Source organism: Thainema salinarum CENA647, assembly GCF_057732415.1.
Genome location: NZ_JBYJZJ010000022.1, coordinates 4,458,734 through 4,478,110, shown reverse-complemented (window position 1 = coordinate 4,478,110; position 19,377 = coordinate 4,458,734). Strand labels below are relative to the sequence as shown.

Annotated in this window: 18 protein-coding genes and 1 pseudogene; 6 read left to right on the top strand and 13 right to left on the bottom strand. The window is 48.9% G+C overall.

Features of this window, described 5'->3' with window-relative positions; genetic code table 11:
- Nucleotides 1–373 precede the first annotated feature (373 nt).
- Together AC286M_RS26345 and AC286M_RS26340 are read right to left on the bottom strand one after the other, a co-directional pair.
- Nucleotides 374–3,148, bottom strand: coding sequence for a tetratricopeptide repeat protein (locus AC286M_RS26345; protein WP_488207201.1), 2,775 nt, complete (start codon nucleotides 3,146–3,148; stop codon nucleotides 374–376).
- Between the two features lie 152 nt (nucleotides 3,149–3,300).
- Nucleotides 3,301–3,981: a HEAT repeat domain-containing protein gene (locus tag AC286M_RS26340; RefSeq protein ID WP_488207200.1), complete on the bottom strand. Its 681-nt coding sequence runs from the start codon at nucleotides 3,979–3,981 to the stop codon at nucleotides 3,301–3,303.
- 405 nt (nucleotides 3,982–4,386) lie between these two features.
- Here AC286M_RS26340 and AC286M_RS26335 point away from each other — a divergent pair, with 405 nt between their 5' ends.
- Nucleotides 4,387–5,166 (top strand): carbonic anhydrase, encoded by a 780-nt coding sequence (locus AC286M_RS26335; protein WP_488207199.1) that lies wholly within the window; start codon nucleotides 4,387–4,389, stop codon nucleotides 5,164–5,166.
- 189 nt (nucleotides 5,167–5,355) lie between these two features.
- Here AC286M_RS26335 and AC286M_RS26330 read toward each other — a convergent pair whose 3' ends face one another.
- The 9 genes and pseudogenes from AC286M_RS26330 to AC286M_RS26290 form a co-directional block, all read right to left on the bottom strand.
- Entirely contained in the window at nucleotides 5,356–5,643 is a 288-nt protein-coding gene (locus AC286M_RS26330) for a BrnA antitoxin family protein (RefSeq protein ID WP_488207198.1), read from the bottom strand.
- Nucleotides 5,606–5,881, bottom strand: coding sequence for a BrnT family toxin (locus AC286M_RS26325; RefSeq protein WP_488207197.1), 276 nt, complete (start codon nucleotides 5,879–5,881; stop codon nucleotides 5,606–5,608). The genes AC286M_RS26330 and AC286M_RS26325 overlap by 38 nt, the downstream gene beginning before the upstream one ends.
- Nucleotides 5,882–6,142: 261 nt before the next feature.
- The gene (locus tag AC286M_RS26320; protein WP_488207196.1) at nucleotides 6,143–6,406 is read right to left on the bottom strand and encodes a hypothetical protein; all 264 of its coding nucleotides are present in this window, start codon (nucleotides 6,404–6,406) and stop codon (nucleotides 6,143–6,145) included.
- 23 nt (nucleotides 6,407–6,429) lie between these two features.
- Nucleotides 6,430–7,532, bottom strand: a pseudogene (locus AC286M_RS26315) (ISAs1 family transposase).
- A 36-nt stretch (nucleotides 7,533–7,568) separates the two neighbouring features.
- Nucleotides 7,569–8,078: a hypothetical protein gene (locus tag AC286M_RS26310; protein WP_488207195.1), complete on the bottom strand. Its 510-nt coding sequence runs from the start codon at nucleotides 8,076–8,078 to the stop codon at nucleotides 7,569–7,571.
- 389 nt (nucleotides 8,079–8,467) lie between these two features.
- Nucleotides 8,468–9,295: a WD40 repeat domain-containing protein gene (locus AC286M_RS26305; RefSeq protein ID WP_488207194.1), complete on the bottom strand. Its 828-nt coding sequence runs from the start codon at nucleotides 9,293–9,295 to the stop codon at nucleotides 8,468–8,470.
- A 614-nt stretch (nucleotides 9,296–9,909) separates the two neighbouring features.
- The gene (gene gntT, locus AC286M_RS26300) at nucleotides 9,910–11,220 is read right to left on the bottom strand and encodes a guanitoxin biosynthesis MATE family efflux transporter GntT (protein WP_488207193.1); all 1,311 of its coding nucleotides are present in this window, start codon (nucleotides 11,218–11,220) and stop codon (nucleotides 9,910–9,912) included.
- Nucleotides 11,217–11,801 (bottom strand): TetR/AcrR family transcriptional regulator, encoded by a 585-nt coding sequence (locus tag AC286M_RS26295; protein WP_488207192.1) that lies wholly within the window; start codon nucleotides 11,799–11,801, stop codon nucleotides 11,217–11,219. Before AC286M_RS26295 ends, gntT begins: the two co-directional genes overlap by 4 nt.
- 106 nt (nucleotides 11,802–11,907) lie before the next feature.
- A complete protein-coding gene (locus AC286M_RS26290) occupies nucleotides 11,908–12,348 on the bottom strand; it encodes a hypothetical protein (RefSeq protein ID WP_488207191.1) in 441 nt (146 codons plus the stop codon).
- 61 nt (nucleotides 12,349–12,409) lie between these two features.
- Between AC286M_RS26290 and AC286M_RS26285 the strand changes: the two genes are divergently transcribed.
- Entirely contained in the window at nucleotides 12,410–13,144 is a 735-nt protein-coding gene (locus AC286M_RS26285) for a WecB/TagA/CpsF family glycosyltransferase (protein WP_488207190.1), read from the top strand.
- Between the two features lie 172 nt (nucleotides 13,145–13,316).
- Here the strand turns inward: AC286M_RS26285 and AC286M_RS26280 are convergent, their stop codons facing one another.
- Entirely contained in the window at nucleotides 13,317–14,120 is an 804-nt protein-coding gene (locus AC286M_RS26280; RefSeq protein WP_488207189.1) for a DUF928 domain-containing protein, read from the bottom strand.
- A 668-nt stretch (nucleotides 14,121–14,788) separates the two neighbouring features.
- Between AC286M_RS26280 and AC286M_RS26275 the strand changes: the two genes are divergently transcribed.
- From AC286M_RS26275 to AC286M_RS26265, 3 genes are all read left to right on the top strand, one after another.
- Entirely contained in the window at nucleotides 14,789–15,346 is a 558-nt protein-coding gene (locus tag AC286M_RS26275; protein WP_488207188.1) for an Npun_F5560 family protein, read from the top strand.
- Between the two features lie 641 nt (nucleotides 15,347–15,987).
- Entirely contained in the window at nucleotides 15,988–16,611 is a 624-nt protein-coding gene (locus tag AC286M_RS26270; RefSeq protein WP_488207187.1) for a DedA family protein, read from the top strand.
- A gap of 170 nt (nucleotides 16,612–16,781) precedes the next feature.
- Complete coding sequence (locus AC286M_RS26265; RefSeq protein WP_488207186.1) at nucleotides 16,782–17,609, top strand: SDR family oxidoreductase; 828 nt, start codon at nucleotides 16,782–16,784, stop codon at nucleotides 17,607–17,609.
- Between the two features lie 39 nt (nucleotides 17,610–17,648).
- On the opposite strand, the gene AC286M_RS26260 is transcribed toward AC286M_RS26265, so the two are convergent.
- Nucleotides 17,649–17,882, bottom strand: a complete 234-nt coding sequence (locus AC286M_RS26260; protein ID WP_488207185.1) for a DUF7219 family protein — start codon at nucleotides 17,880–17,882, stop codon at nucleotides 17,649–17,651.
- A 737-nt stretch (nucleotides 17,883–18,619) separates the two neighbouring features.
- On the opposite strand from AC286M_RS26260, the gene purC reads away from it, so the two are divergent.
- Entirely contained in the window at nucleotides 18,620–19,348 is a 729-nt protein-coding gene (purC, locus tag AC286M_RS26255; protein WP_488207184.1) for a phosphoribosylaminoimidazolesuccinocarboxamide synthase, read from the top strand.
- The last annotated feature ends 29 nt before the right edge of the window (nucleotides 19,349–19,377 follow it).

The window sequence follows — 19,377 nt, the reverse complement described above, 5'->3', positions numbered from 1 at the left end:
CCGTCGAGACGACGATTGTTTGCCATTTAAAAAACAATTGCTTGGCTGGTTCACTAAATATCCCCTCCGTGGATTCACGGAGGGGTTGTTGTTTGAGCGCTGATTGTGTGAGTAGAAGAAATTCAGCCGTTTCAAACGCTATATAGAGCGTCCACAAAACTAATTTTTCGAAATTTAGCGAAATATTGGCCAGTTTGAATTTCTATGTCGTGATTTATAAGACTTGTGGCGATTGTTCTCATTCGCTGAACTACTGTAATACCAAGTCTGCGTATAAGAACCCAATTTATTTATTGTGAAACGCTTGCTCCGCAACCGTTTCACAATAAATAAATTGGGTTTTTAACCAGACTTGATCCAATAACGTCAAACGCTAAAGCTGGGTCAAAATTTGGGGCAACAAATGAGCCGGAATCTGTGCCAACGCAGCATTTTGCCCATCCATGCCGCACTCCTTGTAATAGGTGCGCGTCACCTGAATCAGCGATCGCACAATGGACTGACCCAGTTCGGCATCATCTTGCCAGTAGGACAAGGCTTGCAGGAAGAATTGCAGCGCCCGATCCAGATGGCGCGATTTTTCTGGCAAACTCAAATCCGGTGCAGCCTGCACCAGTTGATGATGGGCCGAGGCTAGGCCGTTATAGGTGCTGCCAATGTCAAAACTGAGCGGCATACTGGCCTGCTGTTGATGCTGTTCCACAGCTTGTAAGGCTTGGGTATAAGCTGCGATCGCACTTTCTAGATAAGACCGCTGAGTATCTGGAACGTCTACAAAATACTGAGCCAGTTGCCGATAGGCTGCGCCTCGGTTGTTCTGCGTCGAAGCATGGGAAGCGGGATACTCCAGCGTACGATACTGTAACGCTTGCTCATAGCCTGCGATCGCCTGCTGCAAATATTCAATCGGGTTCTCATACTGCGCCAGTTGCCAGTAGGTCGTGCTGAGATTGTTTTGAATCATGGCATAGTGTAGGCCATTCTCATCGGGAGACGAGTATTTCAGCGCTTCCTCATAGGCCGCCACCGCCTGCCGCAAATAAACATTGGCATGATCATGCTGCGACAGCTTCCAGTAGGCCGTACCCAAGTTGTTCTGCGTGGCCACGTACTGCGCCAGATGAGTATCGGGAGAACGATACTGAAGCGCCTGCTCGTAGCAGTACACCGCGCTCTGCAAATGCTCAACGGGATGATTGTACTGGGCTAAGTCGCCGTAGGCTGTACCCACGTTGTGCTGCACCATTGCATACACATCCGGCTGACGACGCAGCGACACTTGATTCAATGCCCGCTGATAAGTCTCAATGCTCTGCTGCAGATTCAAAATTGCCTGCTCTGGTTGCACCGCATAGCGCGACTGGAGCCAGTAGAGATTACCCAAGTCGTTCAGCACATCCGGCACTGAAATGACAGCCTTATCCGCCCAGTGCAAACCCTGCTCATAGGCTTGAATGGTATTGGTCAATGTCTGCACCGACGCATCGCCTGCATCAATGCGATCGCGATACAGATTACCTAAATCCTGATAGGCATAGGCCAAAAATTCCGGATTGGGCGGGCGCTGCTGCTGCTGCTCATTGATGTAGCGCAGTACTGCCCGCACGGCTTCATCACTGTCTTCTTCGACAATGGCTGTTGTGGTAGATGGCGTGGCAGCGAGGACAGCACTATGCTGCTGCGAGAGCACATGCACAATCGGCTGGCTCGACTCCGTTTCACTCAGCCAGGAGAAGTTAGTGTTGGTGCCCGTGGCTGGATTGAGCGTCGTAATCGTCGGCAGCGCCAAGTCTGTACCATCGCCAATCACGCCGGGTAAGACTGAAACGTGAGGCAGCGAATCGTCCAGCTCAGGCGACAGGAGCGACACGGTTAAGGGCTGAGTAGTCGTTTCTTCCTGCGAATCGAATTTCGGCAACGCAGGCGAAATTTCAGACGGACTCTCAACTGTAGGTTCTACTTGCTCAGTTGAAATTGCTTCTGTTACAGATTCTGTTGCAACTTCTGTTGCAATATCACGGGGAGAAGACTGACCGTCTTGAACCTCGCGTCTTGCGGGAGCTACAGGTGCGTTTGTCGAATCTGTCGGCACGCCAACATCAACTGATTCAACCGTAGGTTTGATTGGGGTTGGCTGTGGCTGTAGAACAGGTAGCTGCTGACTAACGGGAGCATCCTGCGGCTGCAACAAATAGCCGGACGGACGATTATCTGAGGGTGGATCAGTCTCCAATCGGTTGAGATCCTGCTGCAACAGTGCCCACAAATCCGGTAGCGGATCATCCGGTGTATCCGGTGGAGCATCGGTTGGTTGTGTTGCAGGCGGAGGAGACGGTGGCTGAGAAGGCGGTGGAGCTGGATTCGAGGTTGGGTAATTCGGTGGTTCGGAATCGGGCTGGTTGGGTCGCGGCGGCGGCGGAATGGGCGCAGGCGGACGAGTGGGACTGATCCGCGTTGCCGCTGGTTGAATCGGTGGTGTCGCACTTGGACTGGATGGCCCTGCCGCTGGCGGAAATCGATTGGCAGACGGTGGATGGGTGGGAGGCGATGACGGCTGAACGTCAGCGGCAATGTCGTGAGTCGGCGTTGGATTGCTGACGAATTCAAACACCCGCGATCGCCAGCGCCAAAATTCCGGTGCTGATTCTCGCACGGTATAGGCCCAAGGACGCGGCAACCACAGCAGAATATTGACATCCAAATGGGGCAACCGCCGCTCAGTGCTACGCAGCGCATTAAGAAACTCGCGCTGAACCCGAGCTGACTGTCGCGTGAGTCCCTCTACACCGAAAATCTGCACTTGAATTGACGTACCCGCCGGATAGCGAATGCCTGCGCTGGCCTGCTGTTTCAACCAGGCCACAATCTGCAAATAGGGATCGGGATGCTTGAGGTTGAGCTTGAGCGTGACGAACTGAATCGAGGGTGCTGCCGAAAGCTGATAGGAGGGATGAGCTGAGGCTAGATCCTGCTGAAGCTGGTGAGCGATATGGTCGCGCAGATAGAAGTCGTCGCAGACGGCAATTAGAATCTGACGACGAAGGTTGAGGCTCAGCGCTAGCCGGAGTTGCTGGTAGGTTTTCTGATTTAGGCGCTGGACGTTTTGGGAAACAGGGTCAATCACGCGATCGCACTTTTGAAGAGGCACTTATTTCCCTTTTCTGAGACTGTCCTCGCTATTCAGGATGAAACGCTGGTGGCCAATCGTCTAACTTGCACAACTAAATGTATAAAGAGAGGGAGCCACCGCATTGCGGTGGCTCCCTCTCTTGTTTGGCTTAAGGTACCAAAATATAACTTCTATTCGTCAATTGTTAATGCATCTAGACGTTCAATAGAAATGCGAGCGGCTTCTGCTACCTGGGGATGAGCATCTTTTGAGAGGAACTTGAGTGCCGAACGGCTCTTTTTAGTCGGTAAATGTCCCAGTGCTTCCGCTAACCGCTGCCGCACCAGCCAGTCATCGGACTGAGCAAAGCGCAGCACTTCATCAACGGCGGTCACATCTTTGATTTCACCCAAAGCTGCGATCGCAGCTTGTTGCAGCACTACTTCTTTACTATCTAGCGCCTGCACCAGGGCATCCCGCGCCCGCTGGTCTTTTAGATTACCCAGCGACACGGCAGCACTGAATCGCACCAACCAATCGGTGTCTTCGTAAAAGGCCCGCATCAGTGGCTCCAGCGCCCGTGGATCTTCTAAGTAACCTAACGCGCCCGCCGCATCGGCCCGAATGCCGTAGTCGGGGTCGTTCTCCAGCAGCCTAATCAGAATGGGATAGCAGTCATCTGTCTGCTTGATACCCAGCGCAAATACCGCCATTGAGCGAATTTGCAGATTGTCATCTTCCAGCACTTTTTTGATTAGCGGCACAGCATCAGCCGCAGGCACATCGCGCAGTTGGGCCAGCGCAATCATGCGATCGCGGGACTGGTCGCTTTCCAGTTGGGTGGCAATATAGTCGAGGTCTACCTGACTCATAATTTAATGAGATTCTGTTTACAAAATTTAATATTCTTGCTTTCCATTATATTATGCGTGCCTTAACCCTGACTCTGCCGCGATACCGATAGGCGGATTACCGTCAATATAGCCATAGTCATATTAGTCAGGACGTTTTTGTGGTGCAGCCGCGCTACAAGATGCCCATACCCTAACGGGGCTGACTACAGCTATCCAAATCGATTTGGATCATTTCATTACGTGAGCGGAAACGTCCGAATCGGAAAAATATACTGGGGGCAAGTCTTATATCAAGTCTGTATATAAGAACCCAATTTATTTTTGGTGAAATGTTTGCTCCGCAAATGTTTCACCAAAAATAAATTATGGGTTTTCAATCAGACTTGGATATTAGGCCACCAGTAATAGAAGAGGACAAGCAATTTGACTGGGATCAATCGGCGACAAATGTTCAAACTGGCTGCAATGAGTGCGGTCGTGAGTCTGACCAACCTGTCTTTAAAAGATGCGATCGCAAGTGAGCAAGGAGCCGAATGGGGCTATGTTGGCAAGAACAATCCCAGTGAATGGGACGATCTATCGCCGGAGTATCAAGCCTGTGGCGCTGGCATACAGCAGTCCCCGATTGATTTGCACGCCGGGGTTGAGGCCGAGATGGCTAACGTGAGTGTGCATTATCAGCCCGTTCCTTTACGCATCGTCAACAACGGCCATGCGATTCAAGTCAACACCGATCCGGGCAGCTATATTCTGATTGACGGTGAGCGGTATGACCTGCTCCAGTTCCACTTTCACCATCCCAGTGAGCATACAGTCGAGGGTGAAGCAATGCCGATGGAGGCTCATTTTGTGCATAAGAATGCCGCTGGCAACTTGGCGGTGCTGGGCATTCTGCTAAAAGAAGGTGCGGAAAATCGAGTCCTAAGACCAATTTGGGACGCCATGCCACGTCAACCCAACGCTGAAGACACGATTCCTGGCGTCAATATTGACATTGCTCAGCTTCTGCCAGCCGATCAAAGTACCTATCGCTACTTTGGCTCGCTGACGACGCCGCCCTGCTCGGAGATTGTGAAATGGGTGATGTTCCAAACGCCGATTGAAGTGTCTCCAGCCCAAATTGGCCTTTTCAGCGATATTTTCCCGCTAAATGCCCGTCCAGTGCAGCCACTGAATCGCCGCTTCTTGCTGGTCGATGACTAACGACTCAGATAAGCGACGATGAACCATACCGAAACGGAAGCAAGGAACTGATATTCGCCGCTCCATTGACTGGTTAGCTAGCGTTGCTAGAGATACAAAACTGTTAGTCTTTGCGTCCCACCAACCGCTCTTGACAATCCGCTGCATTTGGGTTGGTATGCCGCTGCAAACACAACACTAACCTGCTTATTATTGGCGAGCTTCTTGATGTGCTTCCATATACGCACGTAGTAATTGATTGATCTGGGTTTGATAACCTCGTCCTTGAGACTTAAACCACTCCAAGACATCGCTATCAATGCGGAGTGTAACTTGTGCCTTGCCTTTTGCAGTAGGTAATCCCCGACGCACTACCGCTTTAGCAAAGATTTCTGGCGTAATTTCTGGACAATCTGATAAATCAATATCTTCATCGCTCATCGCATCCAAACGTTGCCAATCAGTTTGAGAGTTGCTCGAAGTAGGTTCGTTGTTCATATTTCGTCGCTTTTCTTGCAGAAATAATACGAATGCAATCCTCACGTTCTGCATGGACAACGGCAATCACTCGCCCTTGCAACAAACCGAATGTAACAAAACGTTGCTCTCCATAGTCGTACCGATCATCCTCAACCGTTACGATATCGCCATCAAACACGGTTGGAATATCGAGGAAATCTATTCCGTGCTTACGAAGATTAGCAAGGCGCTTTGCTTCATCCCATTCATATTCCATAACTGAACGACAGCTACAATAACCAATAGTAGGTACAAATTGTCGTTACAGCCACCTATTTCAAGTCACTCTGACTGTGAATGTCCCACAAGCAGCTTCAAGCTACTGTCTCAACCGAAGACTTGCGGCATAACGTTCTTGGTCAGCGGTTGTCAGAGACTTGGCAACAAAACAAAGCAGTTTTAGTCAACCCGCTGCACCAGGATTGTTAGGCTGTTAGATAATTAATCAGAACAAAAAATAATTTTCAACTAACAATTTCTATCTTCCAAAAAGCTTTTGAAGAAGAGCGGCAAAACCAGCACTATCTGCCACTACAGTAATAAGCGTTAGCGTGAGAGGAACTAGCATTAATGTAACTTGTCTCACCAAGTTCTCCCGAAAATCTTCCAGCTTCTCATCACTAGTCTCAGTTTCTTCTTCCAGTCTTATTATCTTAACATCTACAACTCTCCCATCAACAGTCAAATTGCCGTCAAAAGAGGCTGCCACAGTAGATATTTCAATGCTGTCGCCAGAATTCATTAGTAAAGGTTGAAGTTCCAGGGCTATTGCATTCTAAATAGAGACTTGAGAGTGCTAAGTCCAAATCCAGCCCGGCGTTGAGCTTGAGCCATATTCTCAAAGCCATGATTGCGATATAAGTTCAGCGCAAAATTACGGGCCAGTGCCCAATTTTGCACCAGAGGAGGGGTTCGAATGCGGGAGGCATCTTCCCCTTGAGTCACATCTCGGACATAATGCACCTTGTTTTCTACGCCCCAATAGCCTCGGATGCGTTGAGCAAAGGCTTGGACACTCTCACAAAAGGAAGCCACGTAGTAACGGGTGTCGTGAGACACCTCAACGATGTCGGCTCGATGCACCTGGCGCTCGGATTGAACTCGAATCAGCGTCTGCAATCCCGGAAACTCGGGCATGTTATCCAGGATGTGACTCATGCTGATCGTTCGTTTTTCAATGCGACCATGCCCTTTGTTGAGCTGTTGGACGGTTTGCTGCGCCTGAAAATGAGTCGTTACGGCCTGGAGCAGCCCAGATTGGTTGCCTTTGAGTGCCCCCAGATAATGGTTGCCACTGCTGAGAATCACCTCAGCCGTTTTTTTTGAGTACTGATCGCATCAAAGGCAAACACCACTCCATTGAGCGCCAATTGTTCAATGAAGATGGGCAAGGCTGTGATTTCATTGGTTTTGGACTCCACCTCATAGGGCTCCAGGATGAGTCCTCGTTCCACAATGTAAGCGCTGACCAGCAGAATTGCTGGATGCGACTCGACCTGTGGGTCATCGCTGAGCGCTTCATAAGACCCCCGCACAACTTTGCCATCAGTCGCAATCGTTTCTCCAGGCTGAGGATGAACGCCGAAAAACCGAGATAAACAGGCGGCATACTCGTGATAATCCACCCGCAAGAGCGTTCGTCGAATGGTGCTGTAGGAGGGTAAACGGTCTTGAGGAGGCGAAAACAACGCCACTAATTCATCGTGATACGCCTTGAGCCAATCCCCGATCGCCAGAAATCCCCGATTCCCTGCCGCAACGGCCAAGGTGAATAGGGCTAAACATAAGGCTTGGCTATGTCGTTGTCCGGCTCGACGGCGGGTATCGGGTAAGTCGACAAAGGCTTCTACAATCGCAAGTTGAGTCATCTGAACCTGTAGATGAGCGTCAGCTTCGATCCCATATTAGGCTACTTGTTTAGAATGAAATAGCCCTGGTTGAAGTTCTATGCTATTTTTCCCAATTGCAAGCTTTGCTCCAAGATTTTGAGGCTCAGTTTTTAGCACTTCGGCATTTAGTATTTCAGTAGTTTGGGAAAACATAAAAATAATTGGACGCACAAAATCATTTGGAGTGATTGGCAACTTACCTGCGTTATAGACTCTCAAAACAATAGAAGATGCATCTTTTATTTCCTGCCCCTGAAAAGTTACTTGCAATTGGCCTTTAAACCTATCATCCACTTTTAGTAGAGGTGCATTTGCGACAAGGCTACATCTAATGTTTTTCTTGGGCCTTTGTGATGCTCTAATTTGAGCGATGCCAATTACAATGGCCGCCAAAAGGGAGATGAAAGCAATTAACACTCCTAACATGCCCCAATCAGGGGGCGAGACTTGACCAGTTTGAGTTTGCCCCCAATACAAAATAGGAGGTATAGAACTTGATTTTGTACCGAAGGTGACAACATTCATTTAGTTGGTATGGAAATTAAGTATATGTGATCAATTAGGAAAAGCTTTGTTTAGAAAAACGAAATATCAAGATCACCTCATAAAATGCTTTCCAAGAGCGGAAAAATAATTGAATCATCTATGTAGAATCTTTGAGTAAATAAATCATACATAAGCACATCAACTTAGCCTCTTGATCAGTCAGTCCTTCTAGTGTATCTGAAGGGGATTGTTGCAGGCTAACGGTGAAGTTGTGCGGCGGCAGACGACCTTAAGGAGATCACTACCCCACTATGAGCGCCGCTCCAACGAAGTGTTAGACATGCGATCCTGGGAAATAATCAGAAAGGAATGCTAATCTAACTCAGATTGCAATCAATTGGGTCTTTACAGTCTTTCAGAGTGAACTATCAGGAACTATCCGAAGGCGCTTGCAATTCTACAGTTTGCAATCTCTCTAGAGTGGCAATATTCCAGCTGATAACCTGATTCTTATTTGTTCTAGCCAGTAAAGTCTGACCATCGGGAGATACAGCCATACCAACAATTCCTGCTTCAGCATTTAGACTACCTAATAGCTGCCCAGAAAAATCAATAATTCTTACAGTCCTATCTAGGCTACCTGTAAATAAAGAACGTGCATCCGGCGAGTATATTACGCTTGTCACTGCATCTGTATGCCCTTCAAATTTCAGCAACAACCTTCCTTGAGTATCAAAAACACTAACACTTCCATCCTGATTTCCAACAGCATAACTTGATCCATCTGGCGATACTGAAATTGATCCAGCACCAGATGTGAGAGCAAGTAATTGAGCAAGATTCGGTAACTGTTCAGGATTTTGCGCTACTTCTCTAATCTTCGCATTATCAAGACTTTTAATAGCGCCAATATTAACCATAAACAACAATGCTTTTGCTGCTTCGTCTTGATCTTCTATTTCCAAAGCCTGTTTAATAATTGATAATTCAAACTCTTGTCTTTCAAGTTGAAAACTCGAATAACCTTGCAAAGCTGCACCGATACCTGTTCCAAGCAAGCCAAATATTGCCGATGTAATACCGATAAGCAAGGGAGATGACAAGAATAAATTTCTTCTTTCGATTTCTAGCTTAGATTCCGTTTCCTGCTCCTTCAGAGCTATTTCTCTTTCTTGAAGAGCGAGTTCACGGCTCTTAAGCATGTCATCAGTACTACCTTGATTTAAATCTGATGTGTTTGGAGTATCGTTTTCCATCGGTAGGTTTGACAAAGGGGATCGCAAAAAGCTTAGTTTTCACTTTAGCCTGATTGTAAGTAGAGGCTAATTAATTTGTATTTGTTTATTGTATTTCTTTGTAAAAATGCCTCAAGCTAAAAAAAACTAAGGCTAAGACGATTCAGGCACAGGAAATCTATCCTACGTCGATAGGTGTTCTAGGCAGTCTAACAATGAAGTTGAGCCGCGAACGCCGCTTAGTCAGCGTCGTCGGGCTAACGGCGTTCGTCGGCTCCAACGAGTAGTTAAGTCGTGGCGGAGATCGCTCTTTTAGGATTCCCAAACACTAACAGACAACTGCTATATTTGCCTTGTAAAATAACCTTTGAATCCGCCATCGATTTAACTATTATTTAGAGGGAAACTTTCTGCCTAACACCCCCTATTAGGGTGATTAGGTGGAAATCCGTCAACCTAATCACCCTTATCTAGGTGTTTAGATAGAAATTCGTCAGCCTAACGTTCCTATTTGGGGGATTAGGCAGAAAAGATCAGTATAACCACCCCTATAATTTCAGGCTCAGGCTGTTTAGAGTTTGCTTATCATTCCTCAAGATATATTTACTTCAGAAACGACATTCAATTGAGTCAGGCTATGAGCGATACTCGACGTTGCGACCGAGGGTGATCACGCGGGCAGCCATAAAACAGGTCAGCGCTGTCCACAAAAGTGGCGTACTTTCCAGCGACCAGGCGAGAGCTGCCAGTGGTGCAAAGCCGACAACTGCTGACACAATAGACGCGCGACGCAGAATGGGGCCTTGGGTCAATCCCAGAAAATAGCCATCCAGAATATAGGCCAAAGAGCCAAACCCCAGGAGGGGCAACAGCCAGGGCACATAGCGAGAAACGCTGCTGATGACATTGTCATGACTGGTCAAGATGCCGAAGAGCGGCTGGGGGAAAAGCATAAAGAGAAGTGCGATCGCAATTCCTAGCCCAAAGCTAACGCCGCCCGCCAATCGCAGTAGATGGCGCATTTGTCGATAATCATCTTGGCCTTTGAGAATGCCGACTAAACTTTCAGTCGCAAAGGCAAAACCGTCAATAAAGTAAGCTGCCAAGGATAAAATTTGCAGCAGCAGCGCATTCGCCGTCAACGTCAGTGTGCCAATCGCCGCACTAATATTGGTGAAGGCGGCGAAGACCGACAGCAGGGCAAACGTGCGAATCAGAATATCGCGATTCAGCCGCAGGGTATCGGTCAGAACGCTCAAATCCCAGAGCTGAGCGGTGAGTAAGCGCCGCTTTGACCACGGAAACTCTTGTAGCACAAAGCCCAGGCCAATCAATAGCATCAGATACTGACTACAGGCCGTCGCCACCCCTGCTCCGGCACTGGCCCAGCCCAGCCGGACAATCAGCCAGTAGTTGAGCAGAACATTACAGCCGTTGTTCACCATCGACAGGACTAAAACTCGCCTGCCTTCCGCCCGTCCTAAAAACCAGCCCAGCAGCACAAAGTTCAGCAGCGTGGCCGGAGCACCCCAAATCAAAGCTCGGTAATAAACCTGTCCCGACTGTTCCACCTCTGGCGTGGCGCTCAGTAACGCAAAGCCAATCTGCCGAATCGGTTCCTGAAAGACTAGAATCACCAGACCAATCGCAATCCCCAGCAGCCCGTTCCGTAGCAGTGTGGCATAGACCGCAAGCTGATCCTGGCGACCAACGGCTTGCGCTGTCGTGCCCGTCGTCCCCATTCGCAAAAAGCCAAACGTCCAGTAAATATAGTTGAACAGCACCGTTGCCAGGCTGACACCCGCTAAGTGCCGAATGTCGGACAAGTGCCCCAAAAAAGCCGTATCCGCCAATCCGGCCAGCGGCACCAGCAAATTCGATAGCACGTTGACAACGGCTAGCCGAAAAAAGCGCGATCGCAGTTCCTCCGCATTCAATAGCATCATGCATCCAGCACCGACAGCATCAGATCAACCGTGGCTTGAAACTGGTCGCGGTTGACGTTGGTTTTGCACATGACGCGCAGCCCCTGCACACAGCAAACTAGATAGCGGGCCAGATCCGCTACGTCTCTGTCAGCCGCCAATTCCCCCGCTGCCTGAGCGCGAGCCAATGCCGCCTTAAACGCCCGCTCAATCCGCTGCAAACTCATCTGGAGCTGAGCCGCGATATCGGGATGCTGCACCGCCAGTTCCACAATCGTATTAGTCATCAGACAGCCCCGCTGAGCTTCATCACCCGTTAAACAGTCCACCATGCGGTTGAAGTGCTCCACAATCGCTGGCCGCGATGCACTGGGCGCTTCCAATCGTGCGATCGCATCTTTCACCACCGTTTCGTGATAGTGCGATACTGCCGCTAAAAATAGATGATGCTTGTCCTTAAATGTGTCGTACAAACTGCCCCGATTGATGCCCATGTGCTGCACCAGGTCTTGCACGGATGTCGCCTCATACCCCTTCTGCCAAAAGAGTTCCATTGCTTTTTCGAGAACGACTTCGCGCTCAAATTCCTTAGGCCGGGGCATAGGCTTTGCCTAATTGCTAAAGTTATCGAAATAATTTCCCTTAACTTTAACGAACTTTCCAGCTTTGCTTCTAAGCAAGCAGAACTTGCAATAGGAGGCAGAAAAGTTACTCGTCCTGGCCAAGTATTTGAGACATTACCTGACGCCATTGATCTTCAGACATTACCTGATGCCCACGTTGCCGATTGCAAACGGCCCACATCCACTCCAATCGATCTTGAATTTGATCAAAGTCTGAATCGATTTGCATTGGTATAGCATCAAATCTTGTTTGCTCTTGTAATTCATTTAAATCAGGTTGAAGAATTGTCGGAAGAACCTGTTGATACTCCTGATCTGTAATCTCAAACGGCTCCCAACTTGTGCCAGGACTCATGCCGCCACCCGTGCCACCAGAACGTAGGATGATGTTGAGAATATGCAATGGAGGGAAAATACCACAAGCGTCAAGATAAGGCACGTCGTAGACAAACACACTAAACCTTGCTTCTCTAGGTTCAGGGTCATAAAAAAGTTCGTGACGCAAGTACTGGATAATCCTTTCCATTTTTAGCAGCTATGTAAATAAGTCTTATAATAAGCATCGAAATTTGGGCAGAGACGCAACCATGATGGTACAGGAGCCGCTCCAGCAGTTTTCAGTGCTGGGTATTCCCGTTCATATTTCTAATCGCTACGTGGACTGGCTGATTGCGCGATCGCAGTCCAAACAGGGCACCCATGTGATCACTCTCAATGCAGAAATGGCGATTCAGGCGGAGCAAAATCCAGATCTGCGTCAGCTTTTGGAACAGGCGGAGTTAGTGGTGCCGGATGGTGCTGGGGTTGTCCTCAATCTGCGACTCCAGGGGCAAAAAATTCAGCGCTGTCCGGGGATTGAGTTAGCGGAATCACTATTACGCCGACTGCCGGAAATTGGCTCCGTTTACTTCTATGGCGGACAGCCCGAGGTGATTGAAGGAGCCGTTCGCCACTGGCAAACTGAAGTACCTAATTTTGCGATCGCAGGTTATCAGCATGGCTATCTCCAGCCCGCCGATCAGCCAGCTTTCACTGAGCAACTAAAAACCTTACAGCCCAACTTAATCCTGGTAGGTCTAGGTGTGCCCCGTCAGGAATTTTGGATTGCCGAACACCGCCACCTCTGCCCCAATGCGGTTTGGATCGGCGTAGGCGGCAGCTTCGATATTTGGTCAGGCACTAAAGACCGCGCCCCCGCGTGGCTACGCGACAACCACTTGGAATGGACGTATCGCCTGTATCAGGAACCCTGGCGCTGGCGACGAATGACCGCACTGCCCAAATTTGCTTGGCGTTCACTCATTTATCCGTTGACGCGCTAGCTGTGGCAAGGTGAAAAATGCTGAGTGCTAAGTTGTGTGGTAGTCACATTAGGCAGGACATTGGAAATTTAGCAAACGTTTTAACGTTAGAACGTTGAAACGTTATTCTCCTCGCCTCACCGATTCTCCCACTCCCTCACCTTGTTCTCATCTAGCCTCGCGTCATTAAGCATTATTGTGATGAAGAACTATCTACGGCATTAGGTTCTGCTGTGTCAGCGTCTTCTTGAGCGGCATTGACATCATCGCAGCAAAGCAGCATTGAAACGTCTGCAATTTCGGCCAGACCAACAGAGCTGAGCAGTGTTTGCCAGGCTTGTTCAACACTGGTTGCGCTAACGATAGGCGATGTTCCTGCTCGCCGTAGTTTAGCTAATGTATCAACTGCATCAAACCAGATGCCGTTTTCGGCTAGGAGCGTGGCTTTTTCGAGATCAGAAGCTTGTTCAAGCTGAGCCTTGAGATCTGCATCGAGTTCAGTGCGCTCAATCCAGCCTTCGGTGAACGTGACGCTGGGTACGGAGTCCTCACCGTCTTGGCAAATGACCGAAAACTGCCAGCGGTATTTCTGACCCAGCTCCAACGATGGGAGGTTGGTATATTCTGGCAGGCTGAGGCTAACAATCCCCTCTGGCCCATCAATCACAAAGATAGATGCATAAACTTCTGAGCCGTCTTCCGTATACAGCACAAACTCAGCCGTTTGCTGGGATAACTCGGGCACATACCAATGTAGGGTTGGAAATAAGTCAGTCGTATAGCCAAAGTTTTGCTCAGGCGCGATCGCAGTTAGCTGATGAGCTGAGCTGGCACAGCTTCCCCGAGTGCCGCCACCTTCTCGTCTACCGGGTAAGCCAATGCTACTAGATGGTTGATAGGTTTGAGCGTTGGCGACAGACGGATATCCTGTAGTCAAACTGGCTAGTACCGCAACCGATAGGGTAGCAGCTCCAATCCGCAAACGATTCAGAAACATTATGTACAGCCCTTCTTAATACGCTAAATCATAAATAACTTGGCGGCAGTCCTGTGCTTGGGGTTACGCCGATCACCTCACATAGCCTTGCCTATCGGCCCAAGCCCATCTCAAACTCACCTTAAAAATAAACGTAAGCAGCTCAATCAGGAAACATCACAATCTGTCAGTCCAAACCTGCTGGAGGTCGCGACGGGTATACGAGTGCATTAGTATTATCAAATGTAAAACATGACCACTGATGCAGATAGAGCAGTTCCGCATAAAGCCCTATCTGAGTCGTCTAGCAACAGGTTCAAGCTCTTGAGGTTTGCTTAGGTACTCGTCAGCTATCTAAGAATACAGGGAATGAGAAGCAACTTTCGGATAAAAAGTTCCGGTAAGCTCCTAATTTGTAACGTAAGCTTAATGATCGGCGTTAAAGGGTTTCGGTTTGTAAGGTGCAAAGGGTTGAATCAGCTCACAGGTGAACAATCAAGAAATTTGCAGCCAAAATGCGATCGCATTTTTACAATTGGCGTTAATATGTTCTCCGTTTCCAGATATCAGTGGTACATTATCTGGCAACTCAAATAGAATCTAAATCTCAAGCTGCGAAATCTAGCCCGATTTCCCTGTTTTTGTTCTTAACTTTTTGTTCTTAAGAAGCACACGATTGGAGCAGTAACGTGACCCGAACGGTTAATTCCACTCACTCACAAGACCTCTCGGCGGAGGTGCTCCGCTTGCAGGAAGAGCTGAAACTCCGCGATCAGCTCGTTCAGCAGCTTTCCCAAGAACTCTTTCGCTTGGTGAAGGGTAACACTAACTTTCTGCCCAATCCCGAAGTGTCTGAGCAGCACAAGGCCGAAGTGCGGGCACTGCGCGAACAGCTCCAAGGCTTTGAGCAACAGGTTGAGTTTTACCAAGACCAAATTTCATCCCGCGATTCTGAGATTTATCAGCTGCGGCAGTCGGTGCAGGAACTCACCGATCGCTCCCGCATGTTGGAACAGGTGGTGCAGGAGCTACCGGGTATTTACCGCAAGAAATTTGCTGAGCGGATGGCCCCGATCAAGGAAAAAGTGGCGGCTATTCAGCGCGAAAATCGTCAGCTTCATGCTGAACTCCAAAGCGTCAGCTATCGGCTGGCTGTGCGGACACGTCGCACCAGTCGGCTCGACCTGCCCGATTTCCCCCGCCCGCATGGCGGCGCGCCAGTTATGCCCAAGTTTGGCAATGTCTAAGCCCACTAGGTAGACCGTTGCTCCTGATCTAAACTGCTCTACTGCGATCGCACCTTCGATTGCTCAATCATTGCGACTTTGATCCACACTTAATCCGTACTTATTTAAGGACGAGCTAGACCTGCAAGCTCGTCCTTCTTGTTTATGTTTGTATGGTGTTCGTCTTGTGTTCGTATGTAACCGCTAATTCTGTAACGAGGGCATGGCTGTGGCTAAACGCTAGGCAAGAAAAGCGTTATGATCGATCCCAACACAGCATCTAATATGACACCAGGCTAAATCCGACGATCAATCTGGCATCAGGTAGTGAACTGTTTGTCACAGAACAATCACCTGATTTTTAGAAATAGAAACGGATTTGGTATCAAATGTTGGTGTTGATGGCGTGAGACGATGCGCGATCGCAAGTAAGCTGCTGTGTTCTTAGCGGATAAATTAGGGAACGCTAAGCGTACGATTGCAGTCCTGAAATCGCAGACATATCGTCAGGGCGTGTAGACGACACCGGAAACATTGCAACAACTTTGCATTTCTAGCGGCAGATTCATGGAATCTGTGATGGAGTAAGGGTTTGCATTGACACTCGCCTTAGAATTGCGTCAGGATGAGAAAAGGGTAAACGTTTGTAAAGGCTGCACTGCATGTCCCTCGAATTTGTCTCTTTAGACACAATTAAAGATTTAGCTCAAGCCTACGGATATTGGACAATCTTCATCGGCATCATGCTGGAAAATACGGGCCTACCTGTGCCCGGTGAAACCATTAGTCTCGTCGGTGGCTTTCTGGCCGGCAGTGACGAGTTGAACTACTGGTACGTGTTAGGTTGTGCGATCGCAGGTGCAGTATTAGGAGACAATTTTGGTTACTGGCTAGGATTTTGGGGCGGCTGGCCGCTGCTGCGCCGCATTGGCAAAATCTTCCGTGTGGATGAAGAACGGCTGCATCAAGTCCGCAACCAGTTCAGTAAAAACGCAGCTCGTGCCGTCTTTCTGGGACGATTTATCGCCCTGCTGAGAATTTTTGCGGGGCCGCTGGCGGGCATCGCCCGGATGCCCTATCCCCTCTTCCTGCTCTGCAACTTTGCCGGAGCGGCAACTTGGGCCTCAATCATGATCAGCTTGGCCTACTTTGTGGGTCGCGTGGTATCGCTGGAGCAGCTTGTGGCCTGGGTGGCGCAGTTCGCAGTTCTGGCCTTGATTTTGGTCGTGGCTGCGATCTCAATTCCCATCTGGCTCGAATCCCGCAGTCGCCAATCCGAATCTTAGGACAGGGACATTTTTGTGGCGCGGCGGACCGCGCCACAAAAATGTCTTAACCAATTTCAAAAGCAGGAAAGCGCTGTGCCACGGCGCTTTCCTGCTTTTGGGGTTTTAGGGCACAATATGAAATCGACTGCTGTAAGTGAACAAGACGGACAAGATTACGGGCAAAACTGATGAACGCAATTATTTTGGGCTGTGGCTACGTGGGTAAAGCTATGGCTCAGCATTGGAAGGCAGACGGCATTACGGTTACGGCAACCACGACCACACCGGAGCGCCTCCCAGAACTCGAAGCTCAGGCCGATCAAGTCGTACTGTGGCAGGGCGATGATTTAGAAAAACTGCGATCGCTATTGCAACACCAGGACACCGTTCTGCTCAGCGTGGGTGCGCCCCGTGGTGATGCTGAAGCCTATGAAGCGACCTATCTGAAAACGGCTCAAACGCTCGTGCAGGCCCTGGAAAACAACAACACCGTACAGCAGATTATTTACACGGGTAGCTACGCCGTCTATGGCGATCAGCAGGGCAACTGGGTAGATGAGTCTACGCCAGTCAACCCCGCTAACCGCAATGGCGAAATTCTGGTGGAAGCCGAGCAGATTTTGCTATCGGCGGCTACGCCTCAGCGCTCCGTTTGCGTCTTCCGACTGGGCGGTATCTGCGGGCCGGGTCGCGAAATCGTCAATATTTTTCGGCGGGCAGCAGGTTCAGTGCGACCCGGAGATGGTCAGGACGCCAGCAACTGGATTCACTTAGACGACATCGTGGGTGCGATCGCATTTGCGCGCACCCATCAACTCAATGGTATTTATAATCTGGTTCACGATGTTCCACTCAAGACAGGCGAGCTACTGGATCGGGTCTTCACTCAGTACAATTTGCCGCCTGCGACCTGGGATGCGTCCCAACCCAGCCGTCGCCCGTATAACGCCAAAGTCTCGAATCAAAAGTTAAGGCAAGCTGGTTATACCTTTCACTACACCGAGATTCCAATCTAAACCCGATTCTGATCTAAACACCCACTGGATCGTTCACCCTTAATCGCTTGCTTGAATGCCAAGCTGTTGCCGGCTGCGATCTAGACTAGTCCAAAGCTGCTGGATTTGTTTAAAGGCATCTTCCGGCGACAGCTTACCGTTGTTTTCCAAATTGCAGATAAAGCTAACGCGCTGAGAGAACTCTTGCAAATTGGCATCAAACACTAGGTTTTCGGGCTTCACAGCCCCCCGATAGCGGCGATAGGGATAAAGGAAGTTTTCAGCGTAGGTCATTTTAAAATCCGTCCTGAGTTAAATGCAATATCAAGAACTGTTGGTTGGGTTGAGCCAGCTAAGGGGCTGACCTGTTGATAAACGAGCCATATAAATTTGCAACTACGTTTGCAATCGGCAAACTTGAGTTTAGGTAATTGAGTTATTCAGTTATTGAGGTGATCGATCAGCGATCATCGTTATGCTTACCAGCGCCTCAGATATTCGACCTTCTCTTTTAAAGAATGCCCAGATGGCATGACCAGGTGGCATGACTTTAATCGGTATCGGATCGAAATTAACGGCTCTGCACCGCGCTGATGAGTTGACTATGCACTGGATAGCAGCAAACTTAGACAGTGCCAACCATGTTTTAAAGCGCTTACAACCTCAGTTTAACCTGCTCTTAACCTTGTGTTGTGATCTCAAGCATATTTCATGGTTCTTTATACGGCATGGTTCTTGGTGATTTTCATATATGCCACATAGGAAGGGAGGCGCGTATCTCCCATGAGATAGGAGTTACACCTTTATGGTCGAACAGATGAAGCGACAGAGTAGTTGCTATCCTTACAATTCGATATTTCTAAACAGCTTGTTAACTTTTTCTTAACTTGTGGCGGAAGTCCTTTTCAGTTGGCAGCCGCTGATTGCCCCTCGCTCAAATTCGGTTTGAATTGTGAAAACTGAAAACATTGGGATAATAAAGCTTGGATTTTTGCGTCCATAATTGGGGTTTTAAAGGAAGGCAGCAGAAAATGACCACAACAGAACGACTATACGAAGGGAAAGCCAAGATTATTTATGCGACCGATGACCCAGAGGTGTTGCTGTCTCGCTTTAAAGATGACGCTACGGCTTTTAATGCTAAAAAGCGAGGCCAGATTGTTGGCAAAGGTCGCATGAACTGCGCCATTTCGACCCATTTGTTTAAGCTGCTGGAGTCTCAAGGGGTTGCCACGCACTGGATTGAAACGCCCAGCGAAACCGACATGCTGGTTAGACCAGTCAAAATTGTGCCACTTGAGGTCGTTGTCAGGAACATTGCAGCAGGTAGTCTCTGTCAACAGACTGGATTGACATTGGGCACGATTTTGAAACAGCCGCTGGTGGATTTCTACTTTAAAAATGATGACCTAGGCGACCCGTTGCTCACGCGCGATCGCATTTTACTCATGGACATCGTTTCTGCCGAACAGCTCGATCAGCTAAAATCAGCCGCGCTACAGATCAACGACATCTTGTCGAAGTTCTTTCAACAGTGCGGTATTACCTTAGTCGATTTCAAGCTGGAGTTTGGTTTAGATTCCCAGCAGCGCCTGTTGCTCGCCGATGAAATCAGTCCAGATACCTGCCGCTTATGGAATCAGGCCGAAACTGATCCCCAAAGTCGCGTCATGGACAAAGACCGATTTCGTCAGGATTTAGGCGGTATCGAAGATGCATATCAACAGGTACTAGAGCGAGTACTTGCTCAAACCATCTAAACCACTGCGGATTACCACAAATGCGGTAA